The following is a 12,241-nucleotide window of genomic DNA, read 5'->3' as shown; positions in this document are numbered from 1 at the left end:
CAGAGAGCCCTTGCTGACCGTCGACTTTTCCCGATTCCCGCTGGCGCAGGGCGACCGCGTCCTCGACCTGGGCTGCGGCGCGGGCCGGCACGCCTTCGAGTGCTACCGGCGCGGCGCGCAGGTCGTGGCCCTCGACCAGAACGCCGAGGAGATCCGCGAGGTCGCCAAGTGGTTCGCCGCGATGAAGGAGGCGGGGGAGGCCCCGGCGGGCGCCACCGCCACCGCCATGGAGGGCGACGCGCTGGCCCTGCCGTTCCCCGACGAGAGCTTCGACGTCGTCATCATCTCCGAGGTCATGGAGCACATCCCCGACGACAAGGGCGTGCTCGCCGAGATGGTGCGGGTGCTGCGGCCCGGCGGGCGGATCGCGGTGACCGTGCCGCGCTACGGCCCGGAGAAGGTCTGCTGGGCGCTGAGCGACGAGTACCACGAGGTCGAGGGCGGCCACATCCGCATCTACAAGGCCGACGAACTCCTCGGCAAGATGCGCGAGGCGGGCCTGAAGCCGTACGGCACCCACCACGCGCACGGGCTGCACAGCCCCTACTGGTGGCTCAAGTGCGCCTTCGGCGTCGACAACGACCAGGCGCTGCCGGTCAAGGCGTACCACAAGCTGCTGGTCTGGGACATCATGAAGAAGCCGCTGGCCACGCGGATGGCCGAGCAACTGCTCAACCCGGTGATCGGCAAGAGCTTCGTCGCGTACGCCACCAAGCCGCACCTGCCCGTGGCCGCCGCCACGGACGCCGCCGCCACGGACGCCGCCGGGGCCGCCAAGTGACGAGCCCGGGGCGCACGGAGCGCCTGGTCCTGCCCGGAGTGCTCACCGCGGAACAAGCGGCCCGCACGGTCGCCGGCATCCTGGCCACCCAGCGCGAGGACGGCGCCATCCCCTGGTTCCGCGGCCACCACCTCGACCCGTGGGACCACACCGAGGCCGCCATGGCCCTGGACGCGGCCGGCGAGCACGAGCGCGCGGAGGCCGCGTACGCCTGGCTGGCCCGGCACCAGAACCCGGACGGCTCCTGGTACGCGGCCTACGCCGACGGGGACGCCACGGCCCCCACCGACCGCGCCCGCGAGACCAACTTCTGCGCCTACCTCGCCGTCGGCGTCTGGCACCACTACCTGTCCACCGGCGACGACACCTTCGTCGACCGCATGTGGCCCGCCGTCTACGCGGCCATGGAGTTCGTCCTCGACCTCCAGCAGCCCGGCGGCGAGATCGGCTGGAAGCGCGAGGACGACGGAACGTCCGTCACCGACGCGCTGCTGACCGGCTCCTCCTCCGTCTACCAGGCGCTGCGCTGCGCCCTGGCCATCGCCGAACAGCGCGAGGAACCCCAGCCCGACTGGGAACTGGCCCTCGGCCGCCTCGGCCACGCCATCCGGCACCACCCCGAACGCTTCCTCGACAAGGCGCACTACTCCATGGACTGGTACTACCCGGTCCTCGGCGGCGCCCTGCGCGGCACCGCCGCCAAGGAGCGCATCGAGTCCGCCTGGGAGGACTTCGTCGTCCCGGGGCTCGGTGTGCGCTGCGTCCTGCCCAACCCCTGGGTCACCGGCGGCGAGAGCGCCGAACTGGCCCTCGCGCTCTGGGCGATGGGCGAGTCCGACAGTGCCGTCCAGGTCCTCAAGTGGGTCCAGCACCTGCGCGCCGACAACGGCATGTACTGGACGGGCTACGTCTTCGACGACGACGCCGTCTGGCCCGAGGAACAGACCTCCTGGACGGCGGGATCGATGCTGCTCGCCGTGGCCGCGCTGGGGGGAGACGAGGCGACCACCGCGGTCTTCGGGGGCGAACGCCTGCCGACGGGACTGGACCCGGACTGCTGCCGCTGACCGCTGCCGCTGCCCGGTGGGGCGGCCCCACGCACCGCCGCCCCACCGTCTCCTCAGTGCTCGATGCGCCGGATACGGGCCGCGAGCGCGTGCCCGACGACGAGGTACACGAGCGCCGGCAGCCCGTAGTTCACCAGCGTCCGCAGCCAGTCCGTGTCGAAGGTGAACAGGTCGTAGGACCAGCCCGCCAGCCACCGCGCCGCGCCCTGGACGAAGTGCACCAAGTCGTTGGCGCGGTTCGCGTCGAGCAGGTACATCGCGATCCACAGGCCCAGGATCAGGGCGGTGACGTCCGCGATGACGGTGACGGCCGTGGCCGCGTGACTGCTTCCGTACCGGTGTCTGCTGGCCATGCCGGCCGGGTAGCCGCGTAAGCCCGGAATAAACAACTCCCCCTACAGCCCCGGCCCGTTGGGCCGGGGCCCGGCGTCCGGCCGAGCACTGCGGCCGTTACAGTGCGACCCATGACCACCATGATCGGGACACTTGACCACGAGCGCTACTGCGCCGAAGTCCTCGCCGAGGCCGACGCGTTCCGGCGCACCGTACGCGGCGGCGACCTGAAGGCGACCGTGCCGACCTGTCCGGACTGGACCCTGGAAGACCTCATACGGCACGTCGGCGGCGCACTCCGCTGGGTCGACACGACCGTACGGACCCGGGCCACCGAGATGGTGCCGTTCGACTCGGTCCCCGAGTACAAGGGCCCGGCGGGCAGCGACCCGGCGGCACTGGACGCCTGGCTGGCCGAGGGCGCACGGCTGACCACCGAGGCGCTGCGCGGGATCGGGCCCGACACCCCGATCTGGGTCTGGGCACCGGGGCAGCCGTCCGGCTTCTGGGCACGGCGGATGACCCACGAGACGGTCGTCCACCGGGCCGACGCGGCGGCCACGACCGGCGCCGACTTCCTCCTGGACCCGGAGGTGGCCGCCGACACCATCGAGGAGTACACGCAACTGATCTGCATGATCCCCACCCTCCGGCCCGACCACGAGTCCAACCGCCTCCTCGGCACCGGCCGCACCCTGCGCCTGCACGCGACCGACACCCCGCCCGGCACCCACGCCGACTGGGTCGTCGACCTCAGCGGCACCGCCCCCGCCTACCGCCACACCGCCGAAGAAGCCACCGTCACCCTTCACGCCCCCGCCGCCGACCTGCTCCGCGTCTACTACCGCCGTCTCTCGCCCGACACCCCCGGCGTCGAAATCACCGGCGACCGGGCGTTCCTGGACGAGTGGCTGTCGGTTTCCTCGTTCGGCTGAGGGACGAGACCTCGGGTTCGATTTCCAGGCGGGTGGGGTGCCGGTCAGGTGTTGAGCTCCGCCAGGACGCGCAGGGTGTGCGGGTCGCGGGTGGTGATCAGAAGGTCGGTCACCGGGCCCTCGCGCCAGGCGGCGAGGCGGTCGGCGATGCGGGCGCGCGGGCCGGTCAGGGAGATGGCGTCGGCGAAGGCGTCGGGGACGGCGCGGACGGCTTCCGCGCGGCGGCCCCGGCGAAAGAGGTCCTGGATGCGGCGGGCCTCGTCCGGGTAGCCCATGCGGGACATCAGGTCCGCGTGGAAGTTGCGGGCCGCGTGGCCCATGCCGCCGATGTAGAAGGCGAGCATGCCCTTGACGGGGAGCAGGCCCTCGGCGACGTCGTCGCAGACCCGCGCGAGGGCCATCGGCGCGACCAGGAAGCCGTCGGGGGCGCCGGCGAGCGGTGCCTCGTACGCGTCGGTGCGGTACGGCGACCAGTACAGCGGGAGCCAGCCGTCGGCGATGCGGGTGGTCTGGGCGATGTTCTTGGGGCCCTCGGCGCCGAGGAGGACGGGGAGGTCGGCGCGGCGCGGGTGGGTGATGGGCTTGAGGGGTTTGCCCAGGCCGGTGGCGTCGGGGCCGCGGTAGGGGAGCGGGTGGAAGCGGCCGTCGAGGGTCACCGGGGCTTCCCTGCGCAGGACCTGGCGGACGATGTCCACGTACTCGCGGGTGGCGGTGAGCGGGCTCGCGGGGAACGGGCGGCCGTACCAGCCCTCGACCACCTGCGGCCCGGACAGGCCGAGCCCGAGCCGCATCCGGCCGCCGGACAGGTGGTCCAGGGTCAGGGCCTGCATCGCGGTGGCGGTGGGGGTGCGGGCGGCCATCTGCGCGATGGCGGTGCCCAGTTTGACGCGGGACGTGTGGGCCGCGATCCACGTGAGCGCGGTGAACGCGTCGGAGCCCCAGGCCTCGGCGGTCCATACGGAGTCGTAGCCCAGCCGCTCGGCCTCCTGGGCCAGTTCGACGTGCCGGGGGTCGGGGCCGCGGCCCCAGTAGCCGAGTGCCAGGCCGAGTCGCATGGCGGTGCCCTCCCGTACCGGCCTGCTGACGGGGCGTCAGGTGCGGTGGATGCACTGTACGAGGCGGGGGAGGGGAAGGGAAGGGCGGGTCGGTATGGCGACGGCCCCTCGCGCCCGGGGGCGAGGGGCCGTGCGGTGCACGCGCGCGTGCGTCAGCCGCGCTGGATGCCGGTGGTGTCCTGGAGGACGCCGCGGCGCCCGTCCTGGGTCTGCGCGACGAGCGCCGGGCCGCGCTGGTCGACGGCCAGGTACCACGTGCCGGGCGCCAGCTCGGCGATCGGCGTCGGCGCGCCGTCCTCGCCGTACAGCGGGCGCGCGACGGGCACCGCGAACCAGAACGGCGCGAAGTCCGCGGCGGGGGCGGCGGGCTGCTGCGCGGCGGCCGGCGCGGGCTGCTGGCCGCCGAACGTCTGCGGGCCCGGCTGGCCCTGGCCCGGCTGCGGCTGGCCGGGCTGCTGGGCGCCCGGGTAGCCGTACCCGCCGGGGGCCGGCTGCTGCTGGTGGGCGCCGGGGTAGCCGTAGCCCTGGCCGGGGGCCGCGCCGTACGGGGACGGCGCCTGCGGCCGCGGGGCGGGGATGAGACCGGCCTTGAGGGCGGGGACGAGCGGGGTGGCCACGGCCGCGCCGGCCAGGACGAGGGCCGCGATCAGACCGAGGATCAGGCCGGCGCCCGCGCCGGAGGCGCTGACGATCGTCCAGAAGGCGAGCCAGGCGGCGAACACGGAGAACGCGACGCCGAACTGGCCGAGGTCGAGGCCGGCCACCTTCAGCGGCTGCGGCAGGGCACGCGCCACGACGATCAGGGCGGCCGCGAGCACGCCGCCCAGGTACACGCCCATCAGCAGGGGCAGCGCGTCCCACGCGTTCGTGGAGGTGATTTTCGGGCAGAAGCTGCCGGTGCAGTCGGAGCCGTCGTACGAGCTGCTGTCGAGAAACGAGGCGATGAACAGCAACACCGCTGCTCCGATCACCACGCCGTCGCCTCTAGTGAGGGAGCGGATGTTCACGTAAGGGTCCTTTGTCGGTTCCGGTGTTTTGGTCGTCGCTGTCGCTGCCTATGCGCTGGTGGGCGCATGGCGAGGCGCGGGGTGGCCCCCCATCGTAAGGGGGAACCTACCGCCGGATCCTGTGGGCCGTCCTGTCGGTATCTACTCCGCCAGGAAGTCCGCAATGCCCTCGCTGATCCCGCGCGCGGCCTTTTCCCGCCATTTCGCGTCGGTCAATTGCGCGGCGTCCTTCGCGTCCCGCATATTGCCGCACTCCAGGAACACCTTGGGAATACGGGAGAGGTTGAGGCCGCCCAGGTCGGAGCGCACGTCAAGGCCGGTTCCGCCGCCGATGTAATTGGCCGGGGCGCTCCCGGTCAGTGCCACGAACCGGCCCGCCAGGTGTTCGCCGAGCCGCCGGGAGGGGCCGACGATGGCGGAGGTGTCCGCCGTGCCGGCGGTGACGCGGGCGGGGAGGATCACGTGGAAGCCCCGGTTCCCCTCACCCGAGCCGTCGGCGTGCACGGAGACGGCGGCGTCGGCCCCGGCCTCGTTCCCGGCGCGGGCGCGCTCGTCCACGCACGGGCCGTACGGGCGGTCGCCGTCCTGGGTGAAGACGACCTTGGCGCCCTCGGCCTGGAGGAGGGTACGGGCGCGCCGCGCCACGTCGAGGGTGAAGGACGCCTCGGCGTACCCGTCGTTGGTGGAGGTGCCGGTGGTGTCGCACTCCTTGCGCCCGTTGCCGACGTCCACCTGGCGCGCGATCTCCCGGGCGTGGTCGCGGTTGCGGGTGTTGTGGCCGGGATCGATGAGGACGATCTTGCCCTTGAGGCGGGTGCCGGCCCGGCCGCCGGACCCGGGCTCGTCGCCCTTGCCGTCCCGGCCGGCCTCGCCGTCCGCGTCCTTGCCGGGCGTGTCCTCGCCGGGTGTGTCCGGGCTCGGCGCCGGCAGCGCCTTCGGCGGTCTGCCGCCGCCGTGGCCGCTCGCGGACCGCCAGATCAGCCAGCCGGCGGCGCAGGCGGCCAGCAGTGCGGCCAGGACGACGACGAGGGTGCCGCCGAAGCGGCGGCGCGGGGGGAATGTACTGCCGTTCGACACATCGCGATCGTAGTGGGGAGGTCAGTGGCCTTCGCCGGTGCGACGCAGTACGTGCAGCGATCCGTGTGCCGACATTTCGGTGAAGGCGCCGGATTCCAGGGCGCGGCGGTAGACGCGGTACGGGGCCTGGCCGCCGTCCGCCGGGTCGGCGAAGACGTCGTGGACGACGAGCAGCCCGCCGGGCGCGACGTGCGGTGCCCAGCCCTCGTAGTCGGCGGTGGCGTGCTCGTCGGTGTGCCCGCCGTCGACGAAGACCAGGCCGACGGGCGTGTTCCAGATCGCGGCGATCTGCGGGGAGCGGCCCACCAGCGCCACGACGTGGTCCTCCAGCCCGGCCGCGTACAGCGTGCGGCGGAAGGTGGGCAGGGTGTCCATCAGGCCGACCTCCGGGTCGACCACGGACGGGTCGTGGTACTCCCAGCCGGGCTGCTGCTCCTCGCTGCCGCGGTGGTGGTCGACGGTGACGGCCGTCACGCCGGCCGCGCGTGCGGCGTCGGCGAGCAGGATCGTGGAGCGGCCGCAGTAGGTACCGACCTCCACGAGCGGCAGCCCCAGCGCCGCGGCCCGCGCGGCGGCGTCGTAGAGCGCGAGGCCCTCGTCGAGGGGCATGAAGCCCTTGGCCGCCTCGAATGCGGCGAGGGTCTCCGGCTTGGGGGCGTTCGCGGCGGCCATGGGGATTCCTCCTAGTCGTACGGTCACCGGGGCGTGCGGCGGTGACTCACAACGACGGATCGTACGTGCCGGTCATGCGCGGCCGGGCGGGGCGGACCCCGGACGCGGGCTCCGGACCCGGGTCCCGGTCGCGGATCTGGTCACGGGTCCCGGCCGTCCGGCCCGCCCGTCCGGCCCGCCCGTCCGGCCCGCGATCCGGCCCCGACCTGACCTACCGTCAGTTTGGAACCTGTTCTACTGTGCCCGCCATGGGTATCGCCATCACACCGGAACACCAGGACCTGGCCCAGGCGGTACGGGGGTGGGCGGCCCGCACCGTGCCGCCGGAGGAGCTGCGCAAGCTGCTGGACGCCGGGGCCGGCCGGCGCGGGCGCCCCGCGTACTGGGACGGCCTCGCCGCGATGGGCCTGCTCGGCCCGCACCTGCCCGAGGCGGACGGCGGGGGCGGCGGGGACCTCCTCGACCTCGCCGTCGTACTGGAGGAGACCGGCCGCGCCGCGCTGCCGGGGCCGTACCTGCCCAGCGTGCTCGCCTCCGAACTGCTGCGGCGCGGCGGCGCCCCCGGCCTTGTGCGCGCCCTGGCGGCGGGCGAGCGCATCGGCGCCGTCGCGCTCGGCGCGGGCACGCTGCGCGCGGCCCGGACGGACGGCGGCTACGTACTGGACGGCGCGGCACCGCCCGTCCTCGGCGGTGGCGACGCCGACCTGATCGTCCTGGCGGCCGAGGCGCCGGCGGGCACCGTCTGGCTCGCCGCCGACACCGACGCGCTGTCCGTACGGGTGCCGGCCACCGCCGCCGACCCGACGCGCCCGGCCGCCGGCATCGCGGCCGAGGGCGTCCGCGTACCGGCCGGCCGGGTGCTGGACATCGACAGCGGCCTCGTACGGGACCTGGCGGCGGCGCTGTTCGCCGCCGAGGCGTGCGGCACGGCCTCCTGGGCGCTGCACACCGCGTCGGAACACGCCACCGTGCGCGAGCAGTTCGGCGGGCCGATCGGCAGGTTCCAGGCCGTCAAGCACCTCTGCGCCGACATGCTCGTACGCGTCGAGCAGGCGCGCGCCCTGGCGTGGGACGCGGCACGCGCGGCGGACGAGGACCCCGCGGCCCGCGGCCTCGTCGGCGCGCTGGCCGCGGCCACCGCCCTGGACGCCGCCTTCACCTGCGCCAAGGACTGCATCCAGCTCCTCGGCGGCATCGGCTTCACCTGGGAGCACGACGCGCACCTGTACCTGCGGCGGGCGACCGTGGCCCGCCAACTGCTCGGCGGTGGCACCGCGCACCGGCTGCGGGCGGCGGGGCTCGGCGCGCGGGGCGCCCGGCGCGAGCTGCGCACGGACCTGCCGGCGGAGCGGTCGCGGGAGGCGGCCGCCTACCGCGAGCAGGCCCGCGAGGTGATCGGCGCGGTACGCGGCCTCGACCCCGCCGCCGTACGCCGCGAACTGGCGCCCACCGGATACGCGGCGCCGCACTTGCCCGCCCCGTACGGCCTGGGCGCGGGCCCCGTCCAGCAGCTCGCGATCCAGCGGGAGCTGCGCGACGCGGGCGTCGAAGTCGGCGGTCTGGGCATCGCCACCTGGGTGGTGCCCTCGCTGATCACCTACGGGACGCCGGAACAGAAGGAGCGCCACCTGCTGCCGACGCTCCGCGGCGACCAGTCGTGGTGCCAGCTGTTCTCCGAGCCGGAGGCCGGTTCCGACCTGGCCGCGCTGCGCACCCGGGCCGAGCGGGTGGCCGGCGGCTGGCGCGTCAACGGCCAGAAGGTGTGGACCTCGGCGGCCCAGCGGGCGGACCACGGCATCCTGCTCGCCCGTACGGACCCCGGCGCGCCCAAGCACCAGGGGCTGACCTTCTTCCTCGTCGACATGGCGGCTCCCGGCGTCGAAGTGCGGCCGCTGAAGGAGATCACCGGCGACTCCCTCTTCTGCGAGGTCTACTTCGACGACGTGCCGCTGCCGGCGGACGCGGTGGTGGGGGAGGTGGGCGACGGCTGGCGGGTGGCCCGGCACACGCTGGGCAACGAGCGCGTCCACATGGCCGACCAGGTGACCTTCGGCGCCGGCCTGGAGACGCTGATCGAGCGGTCGGCCGGGCTGGACGACACGGTGCGCGAGCGCGTGGGCGGGCTCGCCGCCGAGGCGCACGCGCTGGCGTGCATCGGGCTGCGCACCACCCTCCAGCAGGTCTCCGGGCTGGAGCCGGGCGCCGGAGCCAGCATCCGCAAGCTGGTGCAGACGGCACACCAGCAGAAGGTCGCCGAGCTGGCGCTCGAACTCCTCGGCCCGGAAGGCGCGACGGGGGAGGGCGGCGCGGGCCGCGCCCTGCACGGCTTCCTGATGTCCCGCTGCCTGACGATCGCGGGCGGTACGACACAGGTGCAGCTGAACGTCGTCGCGGAGCGGCTGCTCGGCCTGCCCAGGGACCCCGAACCGCGCCCGGTCGGCTGACCGCGGGCGCCACCGACGAGGAGGACGGACATGGCGGGCAAGGCGTACATCATCGGCGTCGGTATGACGAAGTTCGAGAAGCCCGAGACGCGGGACTGGCAGTACTGGGACATGGCGAAGGAGGCGGGCGGCAAGGCCCTGGCCGACGCCGGAATCCCGTACGGCGACATCGAGCAGGCACCGGTCGGCTACTGCTACCAGGCGTCCACGGCCGGGCAGCGCGCCGTCTACGAACTGGGCCTGACCGGCATCCCCGTCTACAACGTCGACAACAACTGCGCGACCGGCTCGACCGCGCTGATGATGGCCCGGCAGTTCGTCGCCTCCGGCCTCAACGACTGTGTACTGGCCATCGGCTTCGAGAAGATGAAGCGCGGCGCGCTGGGCGGCGGAGCCGACGGCGGTGACTTCGCGACATCGCCCGTGGCCCGGCACTACGGTGTGATGGCCGCCGCGCACGGCTTCGAGATGACGCCTCCGACCGCTCAGATCTTCGGCAACGCCGCGCGCGAGCACATGGACCGGTACGGCACGACCGAGCGGCAGCTCGCGGCGGTCGGCGCCAAGAACCACCGGCACTCGGCGGACAACCCGAACGCGCAGTTCCAGGACGTCTACACGGTCGAGGAGATCCTCGCCGCCCGGACCGTCCACCGGCCGCTGACCAAGCTCCAGTGCTCGCCGACCTCCGACGGCGCGGCCGCCGCCGTCGTCGCCTCCGAGCGGTTCGTCCGCGAACACGGGCTCGCCGGCCGGGCGGTGGAGATCGCCGGGCAGGCCATGACGACGGACACGGAAGCGAGCTTCGCCTCCGGGTCCTGCATCGACGTCGTCGGCAGGCCGATGGCGAAGGCGGCGGCCCGGCAGGCGTACGAGGCGAGCGGACTCGGCATCGAGGACGTGGACGTGATCGAGCTGCACGACTGCTTCTCGGTCAACGAGCTGCTGACGTACGAGGCGCTCGGCATGTGCGCGGAGGGGGAGTCGGGCAAGCTCGCCGAGGAGGGGGCCACCACACACGGCGGCCGGTGGGTGGTGAACCCGTCCGGCGGGCTGATCTCCAAGGGGCACCCGCTCGGCGCGACCGGCCTGGCGCAGGCCGCCGAGCTGGTGTGGCAGCTGCGCGGTACGGCCGGGGCGCGGCAGGTGCCGGGGGCGCGGGTGGGGCTGGCCCACAACATCGGCCTGGGCGGCGCGGCGGTCGTCACACTCTTGCGCGGGGCGTGACCGTACCGGCACCGCGCCACCCGGAACGTTCCCTTCCGCACCCGGGATCCGCGGCCGCCCGTCGTACGCCGGAAGGACCAGGACAGGTGGCGGCCGAGGCCGGGCCGATATTCCGATGTTCACCGGCGTGTGCCGGGTGCAACCATGGAGACCATGCCCCCGACAGTCACTCCCACCACGCTGCCCGAAAACGCCCGACGCACGCCCCCGCCCGCCTGGTTGGTGATGCTGCTGGTCTGTGCCGGACAGTTCCTCGTCGTCCTCGACGTCTCGGTCGTCAACGTCGCGCTGCCCAGCATGCGCACCGGCCTCGGGCTGAGCGAACTGGGCCTGCAATGGGTCGTCAACGCCTACGTGATCACCTTCGCCGGCTTCATGCTGCTCGGCGGCCGGATGGCCGACCTCTTCGGGCGCAAGCGCATATTCGTCGTGGGGCTCACCCTCTTCACCCTCGCCAGCCTGGCGGGCGGCCTGGCGCAGGAGTCCTGGCACCTGATCGCCGCCCGTACGGTCCAGGGCGTCGGCGCGGCCGTGCTCTCCCCGGCCACCCTCACCATCCTCACCACCGCCTTCCCCGCGGGCCCGGCGCGCACCCGCGCCATCGCCACCTGGACCGCGGTCGGCGCGGGCGGCGGCGCCGTCGGCGGCCTCGTCGGCGGCGTGCTGACCGAGTACCTGTCCTGGCGCTGGGTGCTGCTGATCAACGTGCCGGTCGGCGCGCTGGTGCTGGCCGGCGCGGTGCTCTGGCTCGACGAGAGCCGGCGCGGGCAGGGGCGGCGCCTGGACATCCCCGGCGCGCTGCTGGTGACGGCGGGCCTCGCGCTGGTGGCGTACGGCATCGTGCAGACCGAGTCGCACGGCTGGACGTCGGCGGTCGCGCTGCTGCCCCTGGCGGCGGGCCTCCTGGTGCTCCTGGTGTTCGTGCTGGTGGAGGCCCGCACCAAGGCGCCGCTGATGCCGCTCACACTCTTCCGGCTGCGGTCGGTGTACGCGGCGAACAGCGCCATGGTGCTGGCCGGCGCCGCGATGTTCTCCATGTGGTACTTCCTCTCCCTCTACGTGCAGAACGTCCTCGACTACACGCCGCTGGAAGCCGGGCTCTCCTTCATCCCGCACTCGCTGAGCATCGTGCTCGGCTCGAAGATCGCGCCGCGCCTGATGAACCGGGTGGGCGCCAAGAGCCTGGCCGTCGCGGGCGCGCTGATATCCGCGGCGGGAATGGTCTGGCAGGGGCAGATGGGCGCCGACGGCACCTACCTCGGCACGCTGCTCGGCCCCGGCGTCCTGATGTCCTTCGGCGCCGGCCTGACGGCGACCCCGGTCGCCTCGATCGCCACCTCCGGCGCCGCGCCCTCCGACCAGGGCCTGGTCTCCGGGCTGATCAACACCTCGCGGCAGATGGGCGGCGCGCTCGGCCTGTCGATCCTGTCCACCGTCGCCGCCTCCCGGATCACGGGCGAACACGGCGGACCGGCGGCGATGGCCGACGGGTACGGCCTCGCCTTCCAGGTCGGCACGGTCATCCTGCTGGCGAGTGTGCTGCTGATGGTCCTGGCCCTGCCCCGCCGCCCCGAGGACGCCCACCACGGCTGACCCCGCCCCCTGTCCCCGCCACCGGCCGCCGGGTCCTGGTCGGCGGCGCC

11 protein-coding genes are annotated in these 12,241 nt (G+C 73.9%); 6 read left to right on the top strand and 5 right to left on the bottom strand.

Going from position 1 to position 12,241, the window contains the following annotated elements:
• Window positions 1-10: 10 nt before the first annotated feature.
• Complete coding sequence (locus tag ACH4K4_RS07460; RefSeq protein ID WP_398165463.1) at window positions 11-781, top strand: methyltransferase domain-containing protein; 771 nt, start codon at window positions 11-13, stop codon at window positions 779-781.
• Window positions 778-1,848 (top strand): prenyltransferase, encoded by a 1,071-nt coding sequence (locus tag ACH4K4_RS07455; protein WP_398165462.1) that lies wholly within the window; start codon window positions 778-780, stop codon window positions 1,846-1,848. The genes ACH4K4_RS07460 and ACH4K4_RS07455 overlap by 4 nt, the downstream gene beginning before the upstream one ends.
• 53 nt (window positions 1,849-1,901) lie before the next feature.
• Here the strand turns inward: ACH4K4_RS07455 and ACH4K4_RS07450 are convergent, their stop codons facing one another.
• Window positions 1,902-2,201, bottom strand: a complete 300-nt coding sequence (locus ACH4K4_RS07450) for a hypothetical protein (RefSeq protein ID WP_398165461.1) — start codon at window positions 2,199-2,201, stop codon at window positions 1,902-1,904.
• Window positions 2,202-2,321: 120 nt separating this feature from the next.
• Between ACH4K4_RS07450 and ACH4K4_RS07445 the strand changes: the two genes are divergently transcribed.
• Entirely contained in the window at window positions 2,322-3,116 is a 795-nt protein-coding gene (locus ACH4K4_RS07445; protein ID WP_398166285.1) for a maleylpyruvate isomerase family mycothiol-dependent enzyme, read from the top strand.
• Window positions 3,117-3,160: 44 nt separating this feature from the next.
• Here ACH4K4_RS07445 and ACH4K4_RS07440 read toward each other — a convergent pair whose 3' ends face one another.
• From ACH4K4_RS07440 to ACH4K4_RS07425, 4 genes are all read right to left on the bottom strand, one after another.
• Window positions 3,161-4,171: an LLM class F420-dependent oxidoreductase gene (locus ACH4K4_RS07440; RefSeq protein WP_398165460.1), complete on the bottom strand. Its 1,011-nt coding sequence runs from the start codon at window positions 4,169-4,171 to the stop codon at window positions 3,161-3,163.
• A gap of 152 nt (window positions 4,172-4,323) precedes the next feature.
• Entirely contained in the window at window positions 4,324-5,178 is an 855-nt protein-coding gene (locus ACH4K4_RS07435; protein ID WP_398165458.1) for a DUF5336 domain-containing protein, read from the bottom strand.
• A gap of 141 nt (window positions 5,179-5,319) precedes the next feature.
• Window positions 5,320-6,255 carry an N-acetylmuramoyl-L-alanine amidase gene (locus ACH4K4_RS07430; protein WP_398165457.1) on the bottom strand — a complete coding sequence of 312 codons (936 nt, stop codon included), beginning with the start codon at window positions 6,253-6,255 and terminating at the stop codon, window positions 5,320-5,322.
• A gap of 21 nt (window positions 6,256-6,276) precedes the next feature.
• The gene (locus tag ACH4K4_RS07425; protein ID WP_398165456.1) at window positions 6,277-6,927 is read right to left on the bottom strand and encodes a class I SAM-dependent methyltransferase; all 651 of its coding nucleotides are present in this window, start codon (window positions 6,925-6,927) and stop codon (window positions 6,277-6,279) included.
• A gap of 248 nt (window positions 6,928-7,175) precedes the next feature.
• On the opposite strand from ACH4K4_RS07425, the gene ACH4K4_RS07420 reads away from it, so the two are divergent.
• The 3 genes from ACH4K4_RS07420 (at window position 7,176) to ACH4K4_RS07410 (ending at window position 12,191) form a co-directional block, all read left to right on the top strand.
• Window positions 7,176-9,371: an acyl-CoA dehydrogenase gene (locus ACH4K4_RS07420; RefSeq protein WP_398165455.1), complete on the top strand. Its 2,196-nt coding sequence runs from the start codon at window positions 7,176-7,178 to the stop codon at window positions 9,369-9,371.
• Window positions 9,372-9,401: 30 nt separating this feature from the next.
• Window positions 9,402-10,598: a lipid-transfer protein gene (locus ACH4K4_RS07415; RefSeq protein WP_398165454.1), complete on the top strand. Its 1,197-nt coding sequence runs from the start codon at window positions 9,402-9,404 to the stop codon at window positions 10,596-10,598.
• Between the two features lie 144 nt (window positions 10,599-10,742).
• Complete coding sequence (locus tag ACH4K4_RS07410) at window positions 10,743-12,191, top strand: MFS transporter (RefSeq protein ID WP_398165452.1); 1,449 nt, start codon at window positions 10,743-10,745, stop codon at window positions 12,189-12,191.
• The last annotated feature ends 50 nt before the right edge of the window (window positions 12,192-12,241 follow it).

Source organism: Streptomyces sp. NPDC017529 (assembly GCF_044329785.1).
In the GTDB taxonomy this organism is placed as follows: domain Bacteria; phylum Actinomycetota; class Actinomycetes; order Streptomycetales; family Streptomycetaceae; genus Streptomyces.
The sequence above is the reverse complement of the archived record's forward strand: the minus strand, read 5'-3'. Positions and strand labels throughout refer to the sequence as shown.